Below are 20604 nucleotides of genomic sequence, written 5' to 3'. Positions count from 1 at the left end.
GCATCGCCCGTCTCCTGGGCGAGGCTCCGAAGTGTCGACGATCGCGATTTTCCCCAGGGCTAACGTCACGTAATTCCCCACCTCCCTGGGGCGTCGGGGATATCAGGCCATGTCCCCGCTCGGCCTTCCGTTCTGCTGCGGTCCTAGGTCGAAGGTCGGTGGGCGTGGGGCCCGGGCCGGTGGCTCGATCGGTCCGCTGGTCTTGATCGCTGCCGAGCCTGCTGATTGGCTGGCCAGCATGACTGATCTTGGACCCGTCTCCTGGCCACCTGCCCCGATCAGGACCGAGAGACTCGTGCTCCGTGAGCCCGAGGCCCGGGACCGTGCGGCGGTCATCGAGCTGCTGGCCTCACCAGAGGTGGGCACCTACCTCGGTGGCCCTCGACCGCGTGACGAACTCGAGCGCGAGATGCCCGGGGCGCCCAGCGGGCGCCCCGGCCTTTTCATAGTCGATCTCGACGGAGCGATGATCGGCCAGATCACGCTCACCAGAGCAACGGGGCACATTCGTCAGGCTGCCGGGGAGGCCGAGCTCGGCTACCTGTTCCTGCCGGAGGCGTGGGGATGCGGGTATGCCGCCGAGGCATGCGCAGCGGCACTCGACTGGTTCGCCGGCGCGCTTCCCGGCGAACCAGTGGTGCTCGCCACCCAGACTGCCAACGTCCGCTCGATGCGCCTCGCGGCGAAGCTGGGGTTCATCGAGGTAGAGCGGTTTGAGGACTACGGCGCCGAGCAGTGGTTCGGCAGATTGATGTCACCGGCTGGGATGGGATAGCCGCTCCCGCCCCAGGCTCGTAGGGGTGCTCGGCTTACTTGGCCAGAGATTTGGCAGGCTTGTCCACGAGGTTCCTGGGCCGCTTGTTGGGGCGGTAACTGGGGCCGTTCATGATGACCTGGTGGCTGGCGTTGATCAGGCGGTCCAGGAGCGACTCCGCGACGACGGGGTTGGGGAAGAGCGGATACCAGTCGCTGGGTGCCCTGTTGCTGGTGATGATCAGGGACCTGCCTTGCCGCTCGGAGACGAGTTCGTAGAGGTCGTCGGCCTGGGACGGGGACAGCTGGCGCATGGCGAAGTCGTCGAGGATGAGCACGTCGGGCCGGATCAGTTCGCGGATGCGCTTGTCCCAGGTGCGGTCCGCGTGGCCGCCGGCGAGCTCGGCCAGGATCCGGCTGGTCTTGGCGAAGCGGACGTTGGCGCCCTGGCGGACGGCCTGGTGGCCGAGTGCCTGGGCGACGTGTGTCTTCCCGACGCCGACGGGTCCGAACAGAATTACGGACTCACCGGAGTGGAGCCAGCGCAAGGCCGCGAGGTCACGGATCTGAGCGGCGGGCAGCTTCGGGGAGGCGCTGAAGTCGAAGCCCTCCAAGGTGGCCTGTTGCTCGAACCTCGCTCTGCGCAGGCACCGTTCGAGGGCGACGGACTCGCGGCGGGTGATCTCGTCCTGGCAGAGGACCTGGAGGAAGTCGAGGTGTCCGAGTTCGCCCTTCTGGGCCTGGGTGAGGCGGGCGTCGAGCGTTTCCAGCATCCCCGACAGCCGCAGGGTCTTGAGCGAGTCGCGCAGGGCGGTGGTCATCACGCTCATCGCACGGCCTCCTCGGCGTCACCGTGGTCCTGGTCGTCGTGGACGTCGCCGGGCGACTGGGTGGGGACGGTGGCGGCGAACAGGCCCTCGGGTCCATGCAGGAAGGCCGCGGCTCCGGCGTCGCCGGTCTCCGGCTCCGGATCGGTCTCGGTGCCGGCGACCAGGATCCCTTTGACGGTGCGGTGGGACGGGTCGCCGACCGTGATCGCCTTTCTGCAGGCTGCTTCCAGACGGGCGTCGCCGTACTTCTTGCGCAGTCCGAGTACTCCCTGGGCCGCGCGGAGCCGGTAGAGGGCGTTGACTTCCAGCAGCTGGTCGATCACCTCCCGGCAGGCATCGCCGACCTGCGAGGCTTGGCCGCGGCACCAGATCGGTGTTCTCATCTGAAAGGCGATCTTCTCGGGCGGGTAGTCGTTCTTGTCGGTGCGCTTGCCCTGTTCCAGGGCGGCGTGGGTCTTGACCAGTTCGCCCTCGTGGAAGATCTGGACCATGGTGGCGGTGGAGCGGACATCGACCCGGCGGCCGATGAGCTTCCAGGGCACCGAGTAGAGGGTGCGGCCGACCTTGACGTGAATGTCCGGCCCCACCAGGGCAGTTGACCATCTCGCCAGTACGAACGGCGTCTCGGGCAGAGGGAGGAGGGCCTTGGCCTCCACCGCCTCGAACACCGACAACGGCTTCGCGCCGCCCAGCGGCCGGCACTGCCGCCGGCCTGCGACATTCGTTGCCCAGAGCAGGGCCTCGGCCTGCATGTGCTCGAGCGAGGTGAACTGGCGCCCGCTCCAGAACGAGTCGCGGACATAGGGCATGGGCCGCTCCACTCTGGGCTTGTCCTTCGGCTTCGACGCGCGAGCAGGATCCACCAACGTCCCGTAGTAGGAGGCGAGTTCGGCGTATGACCTGTTGATCTGCGGGTCGTAGAGGTCCGGCTTGTCCACCCCGGTCTTCAGGTTGTCCGGGACCAGGCGCCGCGGGACACCACCGAAGAAGCGGAAGGCTTCCGTATGCGCGAGGGTCCAGGCGTGCTGGTCCATGTGGACGACTGGGCGGACGAACATGTGCCGTGAGCTGGGCAGGACCATCACGAACGCCCAGATCCGGTGCCGTTTCCCTGTGGTTGGGTTGATCCACTGTCCCAGGAAGCCGTAGTCGATCTGGGCTTCCGAGCCCGGCTCGACATCATCCCTCAGCACCGTGACCTTCGAGCGTGCCGCCTCGTCGGGCAGGTTCTCGTGCACCCAGCGGCGGAACGTCGACAAGGACACCCTCAGCTTGCCCTCGTCCCGCAGCCGTTGATGGATCGTGGTGACCGTCGTGGTCTCCAGCAGGGACTTGACGTAGTCGCGGTGCGGTTCGATCTCTCCCCACCGGACCTGGTTCAGCTTCCGGCTGGCCAGCTCCGGGAACCAGTTCTTGAGCAGCTTGGCCCAGTCCGTGTCGCTCATAGGCGGCCCGCCCGGGGCGATCCCGGCCTCCTCCGCCGGCGCCAGGTACTTCCTGACCGTCTTGCGGTCCACCCCCAGCGAGGCGGACACCTGACTCTTCGAGCGGCCCGCGTACCAGTGCACGTAGATCTCGACGATGTCGACCACGGTGAACGTTCTCCTTGCCATCCGGTGTGTCCGTGGACCTCTCGGTTCGCAGGTCGAGGGACCGCGACGTCTCCGAGAGGGCCAGGACCCTCAACCCGGCACCGGCATGCCCATGGGGAACTCGACGGATTCGCAAGAAAGATCCAACAGTGACTCAAACCACCCGAAACAGGGAATACCGGGCCAGTTCGAGAGCGGTCACGAGCACCATCAACGGTCAGCGTCTCCATGGGGAATCGTGACCGCCAAGGTGGGGAATTACGCGACGCTGATCATGCAGATCGTGGGGAATTGTTTGACCGCTGACAGCCTTCGGCTTCCACTCGAACACCGACGGCGTGCGGCAGTCCAGCGTCTTCTACAAGAGCGAGTTCGTGTAGGCGGCCAGGAAGGCAGCGGCTGTGCAGAGGCCGGGTGGCCCGGAGGGAACACACCTCCGGGCCACCCGGCACCGTGCGCAACGGCCTCGGTGACCGTCGCGGCAGCGATGTCACCGAGGGTTCAAGGAAGAACCACTGGCCACGGGGCCAGGGACTCAGCGGGTCTCAGGGGAACTCCCGGGATGTTCCGTATGTCTCGGGTACTGCGGGCCGTTGCTGCGGACGTTGTTGACGGGTGGAGACGGGCCGGGCGTCCAGGTGGCCGTCGGCGGGCTGGGTGAGCAGCGCCCGCAGTTCGTCGGGGTCCTGGTGGTGGGGGTCGAGCCAGGAGTCGTAGTGGTCCGGTGTGAGGGCGAGCGGCATGCGGCGGTGTGACTCCAATTGCTTGTCGATGTACCGGCGGTATTTGGCGTCTGCCTGTGAGTGCGGGCTGAGCGCTGAACAGCTGAGCGCCGTCGTCAGCCCGGCTGTCCGGGCGTGACGGCGGCGCTGCCCTTGTCGTCCAGGACCCAGATGTCGAGCTGGGTGTGGTTGTGGGGTCCGTCCGGGTGGTCTCCTCGTCGACACGGAGACAGTACGCGGAGGGGATTTCCTTCGGCCTACCGAGTGAGTTTTCGATCCGGCCCCTAGTAAAAGGTTGCTCCGCGGACAAGATCGTCGTGAGGCGCGGCAGCATGTCACCCGAACGAGTGTACGACCGCGCGCGATACCTGGAACTGCCGAGAGGTGACCGCCATGTCCTTCCTGGGGAAATCCCTTCGCTCTTTTCCCGCCATCACCCTGGGAGTTGCACTTCTGGGAATGAGCGCCGACCCCGTGCAAGCGGTTCCAGTCGGGAACCAGAAAACACTGAAAACCGCCCGGGTTTCCGACAAATGGCGCGAGGCGGCCGTCCAGTACGCGGACGCCCACTGGAACTGGACCACATGGGACGACAGCACCCCCCGGGCGAAGGACGGCCAGGCACAGCCCTATTTCGAGTGCGCCGAGTTCGTTGCTCGCGCCCTTGCCGCGGGCGGCCTCGTCCCCGGACTGAAACCGGATGATCCTCAGGACTCCTACTACCACTACAAGGCACCGAATGGCAAGGAATACGATCTCCTGCTGATCTCGGACGTCTTCGGCTACCGAAACCTCTACGACTTCATCATGGACTACGATCTCGGCGCGGATGTCGGCGACGATCCCGCCAAGGCTCGGCCCGGCGACGTGGTGGTCATCTTCAACTCGGACTACTCGGACAAGCTGCACACGGGTCTCGTGGCGCAAGAGGTGAAAGGCGACGCGGATTCGACCGTCGACGCCCACAACACCGCGCACTACCGACGCACGTACCAGAAATTCGACGCGAACGGATACGCCCACGTCATCCATATCGATCCAGGCGTGATCAAATCACAGAAGCCCGCCGTTCAGCCGCCCTCCGACCCGGACCTCATCCGATCCCACGCCAGTCACGCCCACCCCTCCTAGGGCCTGTGTGATGTCGTGATCAATCTTGTCGATCCGGGGCCGTCTTCGAGGCGGATCCGGTATTGAACCGAGAGGGCCTTGCGGTAGCAGGCGCCGAATTTCCAACGCTTGCCCGCCGTACGTAAACGATCGTTCGCGTACACGAAGATCGACATGACGGACCCGCAGCGACCGGCCCCCGCCAGCAGACCCGCAGACGACGATCCCCCGCGCGCGGCTGCCAACCCCGGTCATGGCGACCAAAGAACACCGCCGCTTCCTGGAGTTCGCCGACGCCGTCCGGCGTAAACGCTACGTCGGCCTGTGCTTCGGCGCCCCCGGCGTGGGCAAGACCGAGTCCGCCCGCGCGTACACCCGCTGGGACCAGCTCGCCCCGCGCCTCTCCGGCACCCGCGCCACCGGCACCGACCCCACCGACGCGCCGGTCGGCGAGGTCCCGGCCGCCCGCGCCGTGCTCTACACCCCCAAGGTCCACTCCACCCCGCTCCACCTCGACAAAGAGATCTCCTACCTGTGCGACCGGCTCGGCTGGACCGTCGAACTCATGCTCAGCACCGGCCGCGGTGGGACTGACCCCACCGACAGCACCAGCGGCCGAGCCGACCACGCCGAACTGCTCATCGTCGACGAAGCCGACCGCCTCAAGACCGCCGCCCTGGAACAACTGCGCGACCACCACGACCGCACCGGCATCGGGCTCATCCTCATCGGCATGCCCGGTATCGAAAAACGCCTGGCCCGCTACCCCCAGCTGTACTCCCGCGTCGGCTTCGTCCACCACTACAAGCCCCTGTCGGCCGACGAACCGGCATTCGTCCTGGCCCGCCACTGGCCCCACCTGCGCCTCGACAACACCGACGACTACGCCACCACCGAAGCCGTCGCCGCCGTCCCCCGCATCACCAACGGCAACTTCCGCCTGAACACCCGGCTCGTCGATCAGATCGAACGCATCCTGGAAATCAACAGCGCGCCGAGGACACATGCCCGCTTGCCTACCAGTGCCGTCTACCGCTGTCCACGCGCACCGTCAACCACCTCGCCGATCTGCTGCGGCGCCATCTGAAGGCGATACGGTCCAGGTGGCGGATCCTGCCGCCCGGGAAGGTCGCGGTGATCGTCCTGGCTGTACTGCGTCACGACCAGCGCTTGGTCGACATGGCCGGCGGCAACGACGTGTCCGAGTCCACCGTCCGCCGCTGGCGTGACGAGCTGATCACGCTGCTCGCCGCCCAGGCGCCGCGTCTGGACCGCGCCCTGAAGAAGGTCGCCAAGCAGGGCGGGGAGGTGGTCCTGATCGACGGCACCCTCATCCCCACCCAGCGCCGCACCGGAAAGGACGATCGCCGCAACTACCGCCGCCCGCCAGGACCACATCCTGGCCCGCCTACGCGCCGCAGGCCTCGGGGCGCTGGCGGACCTCGGCTTCCGCGGCCCTGACAACGACGTACTCGACCCCGTGATCGTCACCGGCTTCCACGCCAGCCGCACCCACAAGCTCACCCCCGGCCAGAAGACCGCCAACCGAGTCCTCGCCGTCGGACGCGCACCGGTCGAACACGGCTTCGCCCACCTCAAGAACTGGCGGACCCTCACCAAGCTCCGCACCAACCCCGACCGCGCCACGCGCCTCCTGCGCGCCCCTCTCGTCCTGACAAACCTTGAAGTCAACCACTGACTGGCTCTGTCCGAGAGATGGACAGCACATGCCCAAGGGTTTGGGAGGAAGCTGGTACCGAGGAGCGAATCGAACTGTCCGCGGGTTCGGCAGCGCCTGTGTCAGCGGGGCTCCGCTTCGGGTGCTCTCACTGCGGGAACTGCGGCTCCTGGGACGCCCGTCCTCCACCTGCGTGAAATCCGGAGCAGAGCAGGTTGAATGCCTGGAGGGCCGCCGAGGCGACGGCATCGCGGGCCGGCACGGGCGGTTTGCCGGACATGATGCGTCGTCGGAGCTCGCGCAGAGCGGCGCGGTGCGCTCCGGCGATGGCTCCCGCGACGAGTACGGGCAACGCGTAGCCGGCATCGCCGGGTGTGTCTGCGGCGTTCGGCGGATGTTCGGTCAGAGCGGTCGCCAGAGCGGCCTCGATGCGTTCGCCGATCTCGCGTTCGCGGGCGCGCAGGGCCGGGCTGTCCTCGATGACCTGCCAGAACGCGGGCGCCCCGGGCTGGAGTCCGAGCATGGGGTGGTCCTGCCGCAGGGCGGAGAGCAGGTCGTCGCGGACGGCCTCGATGGGGCAGGTTCCCGGGGTTCGGTCGCGTACCAGGGCGGCGAGGTGGTTCTCGACCTCGGTCTGGCGGTCAAAGATCAGGTCTTCCTTGGCGGGGAAGTAGTTGAACACGGTGTTGGTGGATACGCCCGCGTGCCGTGCCACTTCGGCGACCGTGACCTGGTCGAAGCCGTGCTCCAGGAACAGCGGCAGGGCCGCGTCGGCGATCGCCGTGCGGGTCTGCTGTTTCTTGATTTCTCGAAGGCCCATGCCTCACATGGTAGTGTCACCACAAATTTGGCGTGACACCAAGATTTTTTGGGGGAGCTCATGACCATGACCTTCGGCATCTATCCCGGTGGCATCCTGGGTGACGACCAGGGCATCATCCATCCGGTCCGACCGGACGAGCCGGACCGCATCAACGAGGCCCTCGACGAACTCCAAGGCGACGCGGACACGCTGGCGGTGCGCGCCTACCGCTCGTTCACCGCCACCGTGACACCGCCGCCGCCAACGCCCGCCGATCCGCGTGCCTGCCTCCAGCGCGGGCGCACCCTGGACCTCGTGCTGCAGTTCCGCGAGCCTTCCGGCGATCTGGACGGCTGGCCGGAGTTCGTCCGCGAGGCCGTCCGGACCGGCGGACCCGAGCTGGCATCCTTCCAGATCTGCGAGGAGCCCAACCTCAACCTCCCCTCAGTCGACGGCAGCACCCCCAACGTCCTGAACGCGCTCGCCCAAGGTGTCATCGCCGCCAAAGAGGAGGCCCGCTCCCTCGGCCACCATGTCGCAGTCGGCTTCAACGCCGTACCGACCTTCGACCCGTCCGACACCTTCTGGTCCGACCTCGGCACCCTGGCCGACACACGCTTCCGGCAGAGCCTGGACTACGTCGGCCTGGACTTCTTCCCGGACGTGTTCCGGCCCGTCGCCGCCGACCAGTTGGCAGGCGCGGTCACCGCGGTCCTCACAGCGTTCCGCCGCACCAGCCTGCCGCAGGCCGGCATCCCGGACACCATCCCGATCCGCGTGTGCGAGAACGGCTGGCCCACCGGCCCCGGCCGCGCCGAGCAGCGACAGGCCGCCACTCTCGACACCGTCATCCGCACCGTCGCCGGCCTCGCCTCCGACCTGAACATCGACGGTTACTCGCTCTTCGCCCTGCGGGACGCCGACAGCAACGCCGAAGGGCTCTTCCACCACTTCGGCCTGCTGCGCGACGACTACACCCCCAAGCCAGCCTTCGCGACCTACCGGCAGCTGATCAAGGAACTGGGCAGCCCGCCGGCTACCTCGGCTCGGTGACGCTGCGGCCACCAGGAGACGCGGTGCTGTCAATTCTCAAGTGAACAGAGCCACGCTGACGAACGATCTACTCCGCGGACTGCTGTCCACGACCAGAAGGAGTGCCCCGACAGACCGGCACACCAGCTCTTTGACCTGCAACTTCAAGTTGGCGGATGCTCACTGCACAGCACGGGCAAGAGGAGCAAGACGAGGAGGACTCCACCCACAGCTCTGGGCAAGCACCAGACCAGGAAGGGCGCCCGGGACCAACCGACCGAACCGCCCCTCTTCCACACCCGCCTGGAAGCCTCGCCGCCACACGACCCCGCACCGCCTCTGATCTCCCGACCATGCAACGACGGGAATCGGTTTGCGGACAGTAGCTGCCGGGCCGGAAGAATGACCGCCGTGAGCGACGTCGAGCTGCGTGACCTACTGATTCGCTCCCAGCAGCTGAAGAGCATGCCCCGAGGCAAGGAAACGCGCCGCGGACAGCTCTTCAATGCCTTCCCGCGCGACCTACTGCGCGCCTGGGGGCTGGAAGCGCACTCCGACCAACGGGAGTTCTGGCTCTGTTCGCTTTCGGCGACAGCGTTGTTGACCGGTTTCAGCAGCAGTGAGCATGTAAAGGACATCGCTGATGTCCGCGGGAAATGACCGCACCGCCGTGCGATCGAGACGCTGAGGACCTTCCGTATCGGATCATGAGCCAATAGCCGCCTACACCGAACTCGCGGATCAGGAAGTGCGCAGTCTGCGAGTGCGTTACTGCCGGCTGCGGACCGCTGGAGGCAAACCGGTCGCCGAGCTGGAGGTGCTCTCCTTCCACTTGCGGTTCGGTGCGGTGGCCGTTGCCGCGGAGGGCATCGGTGGCGTGGAAACCCAGCCCGGGTTCCGGCGTCAGGGGCACATGGGTCGACTCCTCCGCCGGGCGTTGGCCGGCATGGCCCAGCGGGTGGACGTCGCCTGCGTATCCGACGGTATCGAGGGGGTGTACGAGCAGTTCGGCTTCGTCGGAGCCGTCGCCGAAGGGCACCTGGTCATCCCCGTGCGCAACGTCGAACAGGCGGCGGGAGACGACCTGGGTACGGCCGTCCCGGGCATCCGCAGCGGCTCTCCGGCCGATCTCCCGGCGATGATCCGTATGTACAACACCGCGCACGCCCAGCGGCCCTGGACCCACGCACGGCACACAGGCTGGAACCGGCTCATTCCCCAGGCCACGTGGAAGCCCGGGTCGCAGACCCTGATCCTCCAGACCGACGGTGCTGCCGCCGGCTATGCCGTACTGCAGGGCCGAGCGTTCGGCGACCCCCTGGGTTCGCTGACCGTGGACGAACTGGTGGCCGAGAATGCCGCCGCGGCACGCCGGCTGCTCATGGCCATCGCCCGACTCTGCTGGAAACGGCGTCTGAGCGAATTCACCGTGCGGGAGCCGGCCGACGGCCTCACCGGCCGAGTCGCTCGCCATATGGGCTGCACCTACCAGCAGAGATATCCGCCGAGCGGCGGGATGATGGCCGCCGTCCTGAACCGGTCGTCCCTGCTGCGGAAGCTCGAGCCCGAGCTGCGGCGCCGGGCTGCCGTGCAACAGCCGGACCAGGTCTACGACAAAGCATTCGACGCGCTGCGACGCGGCGATCTGTTCCCCGATGACAAGGCGCTCATCCGGCTGCTTCTTGGCTACTGGTCGACCGATGACGCATACGTGCACGGCATGCCGGTCCCCGAACGGTACCGGGATCTTTGCAACGCTTGGTTCCCCGGAGGCGGCACGCAGTCTCTGCCGACCCCGTACGCACACCGCCTGGACCGGTACTAGAACCTGCGCCGACGAGACGGCGCGACCAGCCTGTCCCCCGCACCAAGGCGCATCCCCATGCCGTCCTGGCAAGCACCACCGTGCCGTCAAAACGAGAACCGACAGCACCTGTACACGAGTTCGGGCAGCACTCGAAGCGCTCCACAGAAATCGAACAGTTCACGACTTCAGGCAGCACGGGCCCCTGCCGACAGTTCAGCAGGGGCCCACGACGTAGACAGCTGTGGAAGGCCGGGACCCGTCTTCGATGAGTGGCATGCCGGCCGACATCAGCTACCGTCTGCTGCCGGTCTGATCGCCCGGCCTCACTTCAGATGCCGGGTGAAGAACTGGGCTGCGGCGTCCCCCGCGAACTGCGGAACGCCGGTGTGCCCGCCCATATTGGCGTGAAGGGACTTCTCGTTGGAGCCGAAAGCGTCGAACAGGTCCAGGGCCGCCTGCCGGTCGTTCCCTTCGTCGTCCCACTGCAGCAGGACGTGCAGTGGAATGGTGACCTGGCGGGCCTCCTCGAACATGGCGCGAGGAACGAAGCTCCCGGCGAAGAAACCGGCGGCCACGATGCGCGGCTCGACTACCGCCAGCCGGATGCCGATGGAGATCACTCCGCCCGAGTACCCGACCGGGCCGCCGATCTCGGGCAGCGAAAGGAGGGCGTCCAGGGCGGCCTGCCATTCCGGGACCGCCTTGTCGACCAGCGGGAGGATGACGGCGTCGACGATCTCGTCGCTGACCGGCTCGCCGGTCTGCATCGCCCGGCGCAGGTCAGCGCGGGCCTGCTCGACGGCGGGCCAACGGGGCCGGTCGCCGCTTCCGGGGAGCTCGATGGTGGCCGTGGCGAAGCCCTCCGCCGCGGAGTAACGGGCCCGGGCCGCCAGTCGGGGGTACATCTCGCGCAGCCCGAGGGGAGGGTGGCCGAGCAGGATCAGCGGCGCCGGTGCGGATGTGGATGCGGGTGTCCACAGGATGCCGGGGATCTCGCCGAGGGTGAATTCGCGTTCGAGGACGCCGTCGTCGAGGCGTTGTTCGGAAGTGAATTGCATGGTCGTGCCTTTCGGGAGTGCACTGGAACGGCGCTCCCGGACGACCTGCCTATCGCCCGACCGTGACCCCGGAGGGGAGCACCCATGTCGATACTGCGTTCACGGGTACCACCTCCTCGATCTCTCGCACGGCCTCCGAAAACGTAGCAGTGGTCGCCCTCGTCCGCCAAACGGGTTTTTGCCGAGTCTCTACGACGGCAGGGTGCACTACCGCTGTCGTCTCTCATGAACATCGAACACGACGCACCACCGACGCCCCCCCAAACTCGCGTACAGGTGCTGTCGGTTCTCGGATCAGACACAAATTCCGTGAGGACGATCAACGGGGTTCGACTTCGTCACCAGACGTGAGCGACGGCGTTCAACCGGCCCAGCACGCGGAGTTCGAGTACGACTCATGGCTTTCAAGGTCGACTCCGGGCAGTACACCCGCTACCTCGCACGTGAGTTCACAGCCCAGCAGGCCAGCACCGGGCCGGTGCTGCCCGAGGGCTTGGATGGCGCTCTGGTCCTCCAGGCCGTTGAACTGCTCGTGTCCACCCAGTTCGGGTCGGCGTCGATGCCCCACCGCAAGCTGCGCATCGGCTTCGCCCTCACGGAGAAGCTGCTGGACTTTCTCCACCAGCTGGACATCGTCGGCCCCTCCGACGGCTCCAAGGCACGCGAGACCAAGAAGAGATGAACCGGCCCACCAACCGAATCCAGGAGCTCCAGCAGCACCAGCCACTAGGCTTCTTCGCCCGCTGGGGCTTGCGCGCCGCCGCCCTCAGCCCGCTCGGGGGCGCATGGGAGGTCGGCCCGTGGCGGGCACAACTCGGCTGCGGGCACTGTCACGTTGGCTGCCCGGGTGGGATGATCTTTGTGTTGATCATGCTGGGAGGGAATCGCTGGTGTCGTCTGTACCGCCGTCGTACAGGGGTCACCGGTACCCGGTCGAGGTGATCTCCCACTGCGTGTGGCTGTACTTCCGCTTCCCTCTGTCCTACCGCGAGGTCGAGGAGCTGATGCTCCAGCGCGGCGTGATCGTCTCCTACGAAACGGTCCGCCGCTGGTGCGCCAAGTTCGGCCAGGCCTACGCGAACGGACTGCGCCGCCGCCGGCCCCGGCCCGGAGACAAGTGGCACCTGGACGAGGTATTCATCAAAGTCAACGGGGTGCAGAAGTACCTGTGGCGGGCCGTCGACCAGGACGGCAACGTGCTCGACATCCTCGTCCAGAACCGGCGGGACAAGGCCGCCGCCCGACGCTTCTTCCGCAGGCTGATGAAGAAGACCCGGTCGGTGCCGAGGGTGATCGTCACCGACAAGCTCCGCTCCTACGGCGCGGCCCACCGCGAAGTCATGCGCTCGGTGGAACACCGCTCCCACAAGGGACTGAACAACCGGGCCGAGAACTCCCACCAGCCGATGAGGCAACGCGAACGCGCGATGAAGGGCTTCCGCACCGTCGGCGCGGCCCAGCGGTTCCTGTCCACATTCAGCGGCATCTCACCCCACTTCCGACCCCACCGCCACCTGATGACCGCATCCCAACACCGAGCCGAAATGACCATCCGCCTCGCCATCTGGGACCAGATCACCGGCGCTGCCAGCCAGCCCACCACGGCCTGAACACAGGCCCGGACCACTGGCCCACCACGCCCCGACGCACCATCAGACAGTCACGCACCCAACAACGTGACAACGCCTTCACGCTCTTTGGAGCGTGCGGGGAAATCCGAAGCGGGCGAGTAGCCCTAGGTTGCTGAAGCGGGTGAGTGCGCTGATCTGGTTGCCTCGCAGGGTGAGTACAACCAGGCCGTTAGCCCGCCAGAGGGGTGCGGCGGGGTCTGGGAGGTAAAGGACGAGGGCGGGTTGGCCGTTGGCGCGGGTGGGCACCAGTTTGAGGTCGTGGCCCAGGTGGGCTTGCAGGAGGAATCCGCCGACGGCCTGGGGTCCGCGGAGTTCGAGAGGTTCGGGTGGCATGGTGAGCCTGACGTCGCTGGTGATAAGTGCTACAAGTTCGTCCAGGTCGAGGCGCTCGAACGCGGTGACGAACCGGTCGACGATGGCGGCCTCGGTGGGGGAATGCGGCAACGGCACCTCGTCCGGGTCAGGGGTGGGCGGGAGGTTGCCCCGGGCTCGGATGAGCGCGCTGTTGACGGCTGTCGGGGTGGTGCCGAGAATGCCGGCGGTCTCGGTGGCTGAAAAACTGAGCACGTCCCGAAGCACCAGGACGGTTCGTTGCTGGGGTGGCAGGTGCTGCAGGCCCGCCACGAACGACAGAGCGATCGACTCACGTGTCGCGTATCGCGCTTCGGGGCCCGGGGCCAGGCCGCTCAGGTCGTCCGGGTAGGGCTGCAGCCACCACGGCTCGTCGGACCGCAGCGGCCCGCTCCAGCGCGTGTCCTGATCAAGCGGGTCGGCCGGTTGCGGGCGGCGGGATTCGCCGCGCAGGTAGTTCAGGCAGCGGGTCGTGGCGATCCGGTACAGCCACGCCCGAAGTGATCGGCCGTCGAACCGGCCGATAGAGCGCCATGCGGCCAACAGAGCCTCCTGAAGCACGTCCTCGGCGTCCTGGACCGATCCGAGAATCCGGTAGCAGTGCGCCTGCAACTCACGGTGATAGGGCTCGATGAGCTCGCGGAATGCCTCGCCGTCGCCGGCCTGGGCACGGGCGAGGGTTACCTCGGTCATGGCGGAATCGTCCTTTCACCTGTCCAAAGGCCATCTGACTACCCACCTGGGCTGGCGGATTACGCCTCCTGACAGTGCAACACCGCCTGCGGCGAGAATTCATCGGCGAATCGCCACGACGGCCGGTGTTTCAACGTACGGACCTGATCAGCAACGAACGGAGGCAGACGTGACCGCGGTAGACCCCAGCAACGACATCGGCGGCGGCCTGGGCGCCGCATTCGGCCAGGTGCGCCGGTGGCGGGCGTTCTCGCTGCTCGCCGTGGCGTACTTCATGACGGCGGTCGACATGTTGATCGTCAACGTCGCGTTGCCGACGATCGGCCGTAACCTGCACTTCGCGCAGGCGGACCTGCAGTGGGTGGTGACTGCGTACGCGCTCACCTTCGGCGGGTTCCTGCTGCTCGGCGGCCGAGCCGCTGACCTGCTCGGGCGCAGGCGCGTGTTTACAGCCGGGCTGGCTCTGTTCACCGCGGCCTCGCTGGCCTGCGCGCTGGCCGCCAGCGGCACGTTTCTGATCAGCATGCGCGGCGTTCAGGGCTTGGGAGCCGCCATGGTGCTGCCCGCCGCGCTGTCGATCGTGATGAACATGTTTCCCGAGGGCGCCGAGCGTAACAAGGCACTCGGCCTGTGGGGCGCCATCGGCGCCAGCGGCGCGACCGTCGGCGTGCTGGCTGGCGGCGCGCTCACCCGGTACGCGGGCTGGCCGTACATCTTCTACCTGAACGTGATCGTCGGCGGGGCCGCGCTGCTCCTGACCCGGCGAGTGGTGCCGGAAAGCAGGCTGCAAGGAGCACGCCGCCGCTACGACCCGCTGGGCGCCATCACCGTGACAGGTGCCCTGGTGATCGTGGTCTACGCGGTCTCACAGGCACCAACCGTCGGGTGGACAGCCACCCGGACCCTGGCCCTGCTCACGTCGTCGGCGGTCCTACTGGCCGCTTTCGTGGCCATCGAGGCCAGGGCACAAGCGCCGCTGCTGCCGCTGCGGCTGTTCCGGCTGAAGACCCTCGCCGGGGCCAACGCCGTCGGGCTCCTGCTCGGCGCCAGCTTCTACGGGTACATCTTCATCGGCACCCTCTACATGCAGCAAGTACTCGGATACTCCGCGATGAACACCGGCCTCGCCTGGCTCACCGTCGGCCTAACCGGAGTAGTCCTCGCAGGGCCGGCGCAGGTGCTCGTCACCCGCACCTCCATCAGCCTGGTGATGGCAGCCGGACTGACCCTGACCGGCGCCGGGATCCTATGGGCGACCCAAGCCCCCGCCCACGGCAGCTTCTGGGCGAACCTGGCCGGGCCCTTCTTCCTCACCGGCACCGTCACCTGGATCTTCATCCCGGTATCCATCGGAGCCCTGATCGGCGTCACCGAACGGGACGCAGGAGTCGCCTCCGGCCTCATCGACTCATCCCAACAACTCGGCGGCGCGATCGGGATCGCCATCGCCTCCACCGTGGCAGCCACACGAACCCACGAGCTCCACGCCCAAGGCCGCGCCATCACCAACGCACTCACCGGCGGATTCCACACCGCCCTGTGGGTCTGCGGACTCATCACCCTGTCCGCCATCCCCATCGCCTTCCTCCTCATCCGGCGCACCGACATCGCCCAGACCACAACCACCCGGCAGCGCCAAGTCCCGCAACCCGCCCGCGTTGACTAACCGTTGATCGGCGCCAGGCCAGCGCCGACCGGCAGCCCTGGCCTGGCACGTTCGTCGGTTTGCCGGCGGCCCAGCAGATCACCATCGCAGCGGTGACTTCACCGCTTAACCACTCAAAGAAGGAGAACTACTGTGCGCAAACTCATCGAGTCGACGCTCGTCACGCTGGACGGCGTCATCGAAGCCCCTCAGCGCTGGGCCAGTTTCGACGCCGAGGCTTCGGCGTTGTCGCTTGAACAGTTGGACAACTATGAGGCATTCGTCATGGGCCGGATGACCTACGAGACCTTCTACGCGAACTGGGGTCATGTCACCGGCAACCCCTACATCGACCGCATCAACGCCATGCCCAAGTACGTCGCGTCTCGATCGCTGACCGAGACGAAATGGAACGCCACCCTGCTGGGTCCCGACCCGTCCAGCGCGATCGCGGAACTGAAGAGGCAGCCAGGGAAGGACCTCATCAAGTACGGCACCACTCGTTTCGATGCCACACTCATCCAAGACCACCTGATCGACGAGTTCCGCTTCTGGTTCATGCCCGTCGTGGCCGGCTCAGGGCAACGGCTCTTCGAACACGTGGACGCCACGAGGCTGGATCTCAGGCTTACCGACGAGAAGCGACTGCGGAACGGGTCGGTCATCCTCACCTATGTGCCGCGCTGACCTCACGCGGCAGCCCGGATCAGACGGCATATCGCCCTTTGAGCACTGTGTATTGTGAAGATGCAGGTCATGGGTCTGGCGTGTGCTGTCTTCGGCGTACTTGTGCTGGTCGTGAGCGGCAGTCTGGCGCGTAGATCGTCTGGCAGGGTGGGTTTGCGGTTTCCCGCCCGCCGTCGCGGGTTGCGTCCCTACGCTCCGCCGTATGACGGACCCCGAGGTGCTGGAGCGGATCACCACGCGACGCGCGGAGCTGGACGGACTCGAAGAACAGCTGATCAAGCAGCTGTCTGAGGTACGGGCGGAGCAGGACGAGCTCGCTGTGGCCGTGCGGGTGTGGCAGCGGATGAGCGAACAGCTCGCCGACGAGCGCACGGAGGCCGGGTCGCCGGTCGTGCAGGTCGCGGGCCGGGCGGTGCGGCTGGTCCCGGACCGTGCGCCGGGGGCTTTCAACTGTTGCATGGTCCATCAGTAAATCTCAGCTTTTCTCATCTGTTATCTTGATCGCGTGAAGCTTTCCGAATGGGCGGCGCGCAACGGTGTGCACTACCAGACCGCGTGGACGTGGGCGAAAGAGGGCCGCATGCCGGTCCCGGTGCGCCAGACGCCGTCTGGTACGTGGTTGGTCGACGAGCCCGCCCCGGAGACGTCCGGCCGTGTCGTGGCGTACTGCCGGGTTTCGTCGGCGGACCAGAAGCCGGATCTTGACCGGCAGGTGGCCCGCGTGGTCCAGGGGGCTACCGGGCTCGGCCTGCCGGTTGCGGAGGTCGTGACCGAGGTCGGCTCGGGGCTGAACGGGCGTCGGCGCAAGTTGCACCGCCTGCTGTCCGACCCGCGGGCCGCGGTGATCGTGGTCGAGCACCGGGACCGGCTAGCCCGGTTCGGCGTCGAGCATCTCGAAGCCGTCCTGTCCGCCTCCGGGCGGCGCCTGGTTGTCCTCGACCCCACCGAGACCGCCGATGACCTGGTGCGCGACATCACCGAGGTGCTGACCTCGATGTGTGCCCGCCTGTACGGGCGGCGGGCGGCGAAGAACCGGGCCGCCCGCGCGGTGGCCGTGGCGACCGGCGAGGCTGCCGAGTGAAGAAATTCCAGCCACAGCCCGGGTTCCAGGTTCAGGCGTTCCGGTTCGCCCTGGACCCGAACACGACTCAGGAGCACGCGCTGCGCTCGCACTGCGGCGCGGCGCGTGCCGCATACAACTGGGCTGTCGGTTGGGTGACCGCGTCGTGGTGGCAGCGCCGCGCGGAGGAGTCCTACGGCATCGCCGAGGCCGGGCTGACGCAGTGGCGGCCGTGGTCGCTGCCCGCACTGAGGAAGGCGTTCAACGAGACCAAGCACGCCGACCCCAGGTTCGCCGCCTGGTGGGAGGAGAACTCCAAAGAGGCGTACAACACCGGCCTCGCCAACGCTGCGGCGGCGTTCGACAACTACACCAAGTCCAAGCAGGGCAAGCGGCACGGCAAGCGGATGGGTACGCCCCGCTTCAAGTCGAAGCGGAAGGCCCGTCTTTCCTGCCGGTTCACGACCGGCGCGATCCGCGTGGACACGGGCGGCCGGCACGTGACGCTGCCGAGGCTGGGCACGATCCGTACCCACGAGCCCACGGTGAAGCTCCTCGCGCGCGTTGAGGCCGGGACGGCCCGGATCCTGTCCGCGACCGTGCGGCACGAGCGCGGACGCTGGTACGTCGCCTTCCAGGCCGAGGTCAAGCGCGACCTCGAACGTGTGGCGCGGCCGGACGTGGCGGTCGGCATCGACCTCGGCGTGAAGACCCTCGCGGTCATGGCCGACTCGACGGGTGAGATCCGCACCGTCGCGAACCCCGGACACTACGACCGGGCACGCAAGCAGCTGCGCCGCGCCTCTCGCATCGTCTCCCGCCGCCAGGGCCCCGACCGGCGCACCGGACAGAAGCCGTCGAAGCGGTGGGAGAAGGCCAACGCCGCCCGCAACCGCGTGCACCACCGGGTGGCGAACCTCCGCGCGGACGCCCTGCACAAGCTCACCACGAGCGTTGCGGCCGAGTACGGCACGGTCGTGATCGAGGACCTGAACGTCGCCGGGATGCTCCGCAACCGGCGCCTCGCGCGCAGGATCGCCGACGCCGGATTCGCAGAGATCCGACGCCAGCTCACCTACAAGACCCGCCAGCGCCACACCACCCACCTCGTGGCCGCGGACCGCTGGTACCCCTCCTCGAAGACCTGTTCCGGGTGCGGCGCGGTGAAAGCCAAGCTGCCGCTGCACGTCCGGACCTACGAATGCGACACCTGCGGCCTGGTCATCGACCGGGACGACAACGCCGCACTCAACCTCGCCGCTCTCGCGGCAGCCTGCCTGACTGGTACCGGAGTGGCTGGAGACCAGGACACCACCGAGGTGGTGTCGAAGCCTCGTGGAGCCGACCAGAAGACCCGCGCCACCCGCACCCGCCGCAAGGCGAGCGCGGGGCGGGCAGGTGGCGCAACCCTGCCGCACCAGCGGCAGGAGGAAGCGAGAGACCGTACTCACGCCGAAGCCCTCACGCTTTGGTGACGAGACGGACCTTCCGGGCCGAAATGCCCGGAATGCTGAGAGCCGCTGAGGCTCTTAGCAACGGTGAACGAGTCCGCGCTGCCGGTGGACTACCAGCGCATCCTGGCCGCGGTGCGGCGGGCCGCCGGTCCGATAGCGACCCGGGCCATCGGCGAGATGTTGGGCCTGGACACCCAGGTGCGGGGCAAGCTGGAACCGCTGCGCGGGAAGTTGACCAAGCTGGCCGATCGCGGCTGGCTGCACAAGCGGCCGGACGGGAAGTTCACCGTGCGCCCGTAGCCGCCGGGCGCGACGGGACGAGCGCGTAACCAGTGGGCCCCGGACGGCAGTTGAGTTTGGTGTGAAGAAAAACAACCATCCCGTCGAAGGCCCTAACGGCCTTGTCTACACCGCTCGCCTGCCCCTGTCGAGGGCCACCTTGAACTACCTCGCCGACCTGATACGCGGCCACCGCAAGAAGATCCGCTCACCGTGGCGAGCGCTGCCCGCCGGGAAGATCGCCGGAATCGTGCTGGCGGTATTGCGCTGTGACCAGCGACCCGGTGATCTGGCCGGCGGCAACGGGGTCCACCGCACCACCGTGGGCCGCTGGGTGCGCGAGGTTGTCGGCCTGCTGGCCGCCCGCGCCCCGCGCCTGGACCGCACACTGAAGAAGGTCGCCCGAACGGGCGGCGGAGTCGTGCTGCTGGACGGCTCCTGATACGCACCCGACGCCGCACCGGGCAGGAGAACCGGAAGAACTACTCGGGCAAGAGCAAATGCCACGGCCTGCTCGTGATCGCCCTCACCGACGATCGTGGCCGACTGCTCTGGGTCTCCGCCGCCCGGCCCGGACGCACCTCGGAGATCACCGCCTGCCGGCACGACAAACTCACCGCCCACCTCCGCGAGGCCGGCCTCGGCGCCATCGCCGACCTGGGCTTCGTCGGCCTCGACGACACAGGCGATCCCGACGCCGACCCGACAGTGATCACCGGCTACAAGGCCGCCCGCAACCGGCCTCTCACTCCCGGTCAGAAGCTGAGGACACGGTGCTGGCCGCCGTACGTGCCCCCGTCGAGCACGGCTTCGCGCACCTCAAGAACTGGCGCGTGCTGGGCAAGGTCCGCACCGACCGACCCGAAATGGGCGACCACTCTGGTCAGGGCCCTGCTGGTCCCGACGAACCGCGAAGTCGCCCGGTGACCGACGATCTTGTCGATGGACTACCGCTTCGGACCTGCCCGAGTGCCCCTCCTGCCCCTCACATCACACCCGTGACCTGCACCTTCACGATGCACACCGCTCACTGGGCGTAACGCCCGCCCAGGCGCCGCCTCCCGCCCCCACCGTCAAGGATGCGGCGAAGGGCCCGTGCAAGGCGCAGCAGGCGTTCCAACGCGGTCTGACGGCCCTCGCGCAGTGGGTAGAACGAGAAGGCGCGGACCGGCCGGTGCCACGCGGCCACAGCGAGCAGATCGCGGTCGACGGCGAGGCAGAGCCGGTGGCCGTGAAGCTGGGCGTATGGGTCTCGAACACCAAAACGAGGCGAAACAAACTCACCCACGAACAACGGGACGCACTCGCCGCCCTCGGAGTTGAGTGGGCATGAGGCCGTTCGGTCGTCGAGCGAGGTGGGTTTAGGGGCGTAGCGCTGCCGAGACTCGGGCCAGTCGGGCGGCCCTCCGTCTGCAGGCGT

24 protein-coding genes and 1 pseudogene are annotated in these 20604 nt (G+C 67.5%); 19 read left to right on the top strand and 6 right to left on the bottom strand.

Going from position 1 to position 20604, the window contains the following annotated elements; genetic code table 11:
* Positions 1–238 precede the first annotated feature (238 nt).
* On the top strand, positions 239–775 hold the full coding sequence (locus FNV62_RS52220; RefSeq protein ID WP_143604866.1) for a GNAT family N-acetyltransferase: 537 nt from the start codon (positions 239–241) through the stop codon (positions 773–775).
* Between the two features lie 34 nt (positions 776–809).
* Here FNV62_RS52220 and istB read toward each other — a convergent pair whose 3' ends face one another.
* The 3 genes from istB to FNV62_RS52205 all read right to left on the bottom strand — a co-directional run bounded on the left by istB (position 810) and on the right by FNV62_RS52205 (position 3918).
* On the bottom strand, positions 810–1583 hold the full coding sequence (gene istB / locus FNV62_RS52215; RefSeq protein WP_143604865.1) for an IS21-like element helper ATPase IstB: 774 nt from the start codon (positions 1581–1583) through the stop codon (positions 810–812).
* Entirely contained in the window at positions 1580–3175 is a 1596-nt protein-coding gene (istA, locus tag FNV62_RS52210) for an IS21 family transposase (RefSeq protein ID WP_143605857.1), read from the bottom strand. The genes istB and istA overlap by 4 nt, the downstream gene beginning before the upstream one ends.
* Positions 3176–3720: 545 nt before the next feature.
* On the bottom strand, positions 3721–3918 hold the full coding sequence (locus tag FNV62_RS52205) for an SOS response-associated peptidase family protein (protein WP_375336820.1): 198 nt from the start codon (positions 3916–3918) through the stop codon (positions 3721–3723).
* Positions 3919–4356: 438 nt separating this feature from the next.
* On the opposite strand from FNV62_RS52205, the gene FNV62_RS52200 reads away from it, so the two are divergent.
* The 4 genes from FNV62_RS52200 (at position 4357) to FNV62_RS56640 (ending at position 6706) form a co-directional block, all read left to right on the top strand.
* Positions 4357–5028, top strand: coding sequence for an amidase domain-containing protein (locus FNV62_RS52200; protein ID WP_164331911.1), 672 nt, complete (start codon positions 4357–4359; stop codon positions 5026–5028).
* Between the two features lie 232 nt (positions 5029–5260).
* Positions 5261–6094, top strand: coding sequence for an AAA family ATPase (locus FNV62_RS52195; RefSeq protein WP_143630379.1), 834 nt, complete (start codon positions 5261–5263; stop codon positions 6092–6094).
* 47 nt (positions 6095–6141) lie between these two features.
* Positions 6142–6468, top strand: coding sequence for a hypothetical protein (locus FNV62_RS56645; protein ID WP_164331422.1), 327 nt, complete (start codon positions 6142–6144; stop codon positions 6466–6468).
* Complete coding sequence (locus FNV62_RS56640) at positions 6371–6706, top strand: transposase family protein (RefSeq protein WP_164331979.1); 336 nt, start codon at positions 6371–6373, stop codon at positions 6704–6706. Before FNV62_RS56645 ends, FNV62_RS56640 begins: the two co-directional genes overlap by 98 nt.
* Before the next feature lie 127 nt (positions 6707–6833).
* On the opposite strand, the gene FNV62_RS52180 is transcribed toward FNV62_RS56640, so the two are convergent.
* A complete protein-coding gene (locus tag FNV62_RS52180) occupies positions 6834–7505 on the bottom strand; it encodes a TetR/AcrR family transcriptional regulator (protein WP_143604861.1) in 672 nt (223 codons plus the stop codon).
* A 60-nt stretch (positions 7506–7565) separates the two neighbouring features.
* Here FNV62_RS52180 and FNV62_RS52175 point away from each other — a divergent pair, with 60 nt between their 5' ends.
* From FNV62_RS52175 to FNV62_RS52165, 3 genes are all read left to right on the top strand, one after another.
* Positions 7566–8540 (top strand): hypothetical protein, encoded by a 975-nt coding sequence (locus FNV62_RS52175; RefSeq protein WP_143604860.1) that lies wholly within the window; start codon positions 7566–7568, stop codon positions 8538–8540.
* A 390-nt stretch (positions 8541–8930) separates the two neighbouring features.
* Positions 8931–9179, top strand: coding sequence for a hypothetical protein (locus tag FNV62_RS52170; RefSeq protein ID WP_143604859.1), 249 nt, complete (start codon positions 8931–8933; stop codon positions 9177–9179).
* 88 nt (positions 9180–9267) lie between these two features.
* A complete protein-coding gene (locus tag FNV62_RS52165; RefSeq protein ID WP_225900731.1) occupies positions 9268–10344 on the top strand; it encodes a GNAT family N-acetyltransferase in 1077 nt (358 codons plus the stop codon).
* A gap of 305 nt (positions 10345–10649) precedes the next feature.
* Here FNV62_RS52165 and FNV62_RS52160 read toward each other — a convergent pair whose 3' ends face one another.
* Complete coding sequence (locus FNV62_RS52160) at positions 10650–11384, bottom strand: alpha/beta hydrolase (protein ID WP_143604857.1); 735 nt, start codon at positions 11382–11384, stop codon at positions 10650–10652.
* Positions 11385–11781: 397 nt separating this feature from the next.
* Here FNV62_RS52160 and FNV62_RS58305 point away from each other — a divergent pair, with 397 nt between their 5' ends.
* Both FNV62_RS58305 and FNV62_RS52150 read left to right on the top strand, forming a co-directional pair.
* On the top strand, positions 11782–12066 hold the full coding sequence (locus FNV62_RS58305; protein WP_143630375.1) for a DNA translocase FtsK: 285 nt from the start codon (positions 11782–11784) through the stop codon (positions 12064–12066).
* 205 nt (positions 12067–12271) lie between these two features.
* On the top strand, positions 12272–12994 hold the full coding sequence (locus FNV62_RS52150) for an IS6 family transposase (RefSeq protein ID WP_376331838.1): 723 nt from the start codon (positions 12272–12274) through the stop codon (positions 12992–12994).
* Positions 12995–13072: 78 nt separating this feature from the next.
* Here the strand turns inward: FNV62_RS52150 and FNV62_RS52145 are convergent, their stop codons facing one another.
* A complete protein-coding gene (locus FNV62_RS52145) occupies positions 13073–14059 on the bottom strand; it encodes an RNA polymerase subunit sigma-70 (RefSeq protein WP_143604854.1) in 987 nt (328 codons plus the stop codon).
* On the opposite strand from FNV62_RS52145, the gene FNV62_RS52140 reads away from it, so the two are divergent.
* From FNV62_RS52140 to FNV62_RS52105, 9 genes and pseudogenes are all read left to right on the top strand, one after another.
* Positions 14058–15725, top strand: coding sequence for an MFS transporter (locus FNV62_RS52140; RefSeq protein WP_164657679.1), 1668 nt, complete (start codon positions 14058–14060; stop codon positions 15723–15725). The two genes, FNV62_RS52145 and FNV62_RS52140, sit on opposite strands and share 2 nt — an antisense overlap.
* Before the next feature lie 132 nt (positions 15726–15857).
* Positions 15858–16391 (top strand): dihydrofolate reductase family protein, encoded by a 534-nt coding sequence (locus FNV62_RS52135; protein ID WP_143604852.1) that lies wholly within the window; start codon positions 15858–15860, stop codon positions 16389–16391.
* A 202-nt stretch (positions 16392–16593) separates the two neighbouring features.
* Complete coding sequence (locus tag FNV62_RS52130) at positions 16594–16863, top strand: hypothetical protein (RefSeq protein ID WP_144316278.1); 270 nt, start codon at positions 16594–16596, stop codon at positions 16861–16863.
* Positions 16864–16896: 33 nt separating this feature from the next.
* Positions 16897–17472, top strand: a complete 576-nt coding sequence (locus FNV62_RS52125; RefSeq protein ID WP_143604947.1) for an IS607 family transposase — start codon at positions 16897–16899, stop codon at positions 17470–17472.
* Positions 17469–18926, top strand: a complete 1458-nt coding sequence (gene tnpB, locus FNV62_RS52120) for an IS607 family element RNA-guided endonuclease TnpB (RefSeq protein ID WP_143604948.1) — start codon at positions 17469–17471, stop codon at positions 18924–18926. The genes FNV62_RS52125 and tnpB overlap by 4 nt, the downstream gene beginning before the upstream one ends.
* Positions 18927–18989: 63 nt before the next feature.
* Complete coding sequence (locus FNV62_RS52115) at positions 18990–19205, top strand: hypothetical protein (RefSeq protein WP_225900730.1); 216 nt, start codon at positions 18990–18992, stop codon at positions 19203–19205.
* 61 nt (positions 19206–19266) lie between these two features.
* Positions 19267–19626 carry a transposase family protein gene (locus FNV62_RS58300; protein ID WP_225900729.1) on the top strand — a complete coding sequence of 120 codons (360 nt, stop codon included), beginning with the start codon at positions 19267–19269 and terminating at the stop codon, positions 19624–19626.
* Positions 19627–19700: 74 nt separating this feature from the next.
* On the top strand, positions 19701–20111 hold the full coding sequence (locus tag FNV62_RS58295; protein ID WP_240361432.1) for a transposase family protein: 411 nt from the start codon (positions 19701–19703) through the stop codon (positions 20109–20111).
* A gap of 103 nt (positions 20112–20214) precedes the next feature.
* A pseudogene (locus tag FNV62_RS52105) lies at positions 20215–20517 on the top strand (helicase associated domain-containing protein); the annotation flags it as partial.
* Positions 20518–20604: the final 87 nt, after the last annotated feature.

The sequence above is a fragment of the Streptomyces sp. RLB3-17 genome (assembly GCF_007113425.2).
GTDB lineage: Bacteria > Actinomycetota > Actinomycetes > Streptomycetales > Streptomycetaceae > Streptomyces > Streptomyces mirabilis_D.
The sequence above is the reverse complement of the archived record's forward strand: the minus strand, read 5'-3'. Positions and strand labels throughout refer to the sequence as shown.

What these genes read in the sequence shown, in the direction of transcription:
- FNV62_RS52220 (WP_143604866.1), top strand. Translation starts at nt 239, where the DNA reads ATGACTGATCTTGGACCCGTCTCCTGGCCACCTGCCCCGATCAGGACC.
- FNV62_RS52180 (WP_143604861.1), bottom strand. Translation starts at nt 7,505, where the DNA reads ATGGGCCTTCGAGAAATCAAGAAACAGCAGACCCGCACGGCGATCGCC.
- FNV62_RS52195 (WP_143630379.1), top strand. Translation starts at nt 5,261, where the DNA reads ATGGCGACCAAAGAACACCGCCGCTTCCTGGAGTTCGCCGACGCCGTC.
- FNV62_RS52145 (WP_143604854.1), bottom strand. Translation starts at nt 14,059, where the DNA reads ATGACCGAGGTAACCCTCGCCCGTGCCCAGGCCGGCGACGGCGAGGCA.
- FNV62_RS52160 (WP_143604857.1), bottom strand. Translation starts at nt 11,384, where the DNA reads ATGCAATTCACTTCCGAACAACGCCTCGACGACGGCGTCCTCGAACGC.
- FNV62_RS52200 (WP_164331911.1), top strand. Translation starts at nt 4,357, where the DNA reads ATGAGCGCCGACCCCGTGCAAGCGGTTCCAGTCGGGAACCAGAAAACA.
- FNV62_RS52175 (WP_143604860.1), top strand. Translation starts at nt 7,566, where the DNA reads ATGACCATGACCTTCGGCATCTATCCCGGTGGCATCCTGGGTGACGAC.
- FNV62_RS52205 (WP_375336820.1), bottom strand. Translation starts at nt 3,918, where the DNA reads ATGCCGCTCGCCCTCACACCGGACCACTACGACTCCTGGCTCGACCCC.
- FNV62_RS58305 (WP_143630375.1), top strand. Translation starts at nt 11,782, where the DNA reads ATGGCTTTCAAGGTCGACTCCGGGCAGTACACCCGCTACCTCGCACGT.
- istB (WP_143604865.1), bottom strand. Translation starts at nt 1,583, where the DNA reads ATGAGCGTGATGACCACCGCCCTGCGCGACTCGCTCAAGACCCTGCGG.
- FNV62_RS52130 (WP_144316278.1), top strand. Translation starts at nt 16,594, where the DNA reads ATGACGGACCCCGAGGTGCTGGAGCGGATCACCACGCGACGCGCGGAG.
- FNV62_RS52140 (WP_164657679.1), top strand. Translation starts at nt 14,058, where the DNA reads ATGGCGGAATCGTCCTTTCACCTGTCCAAAGGCCATCTGACTACCCAC.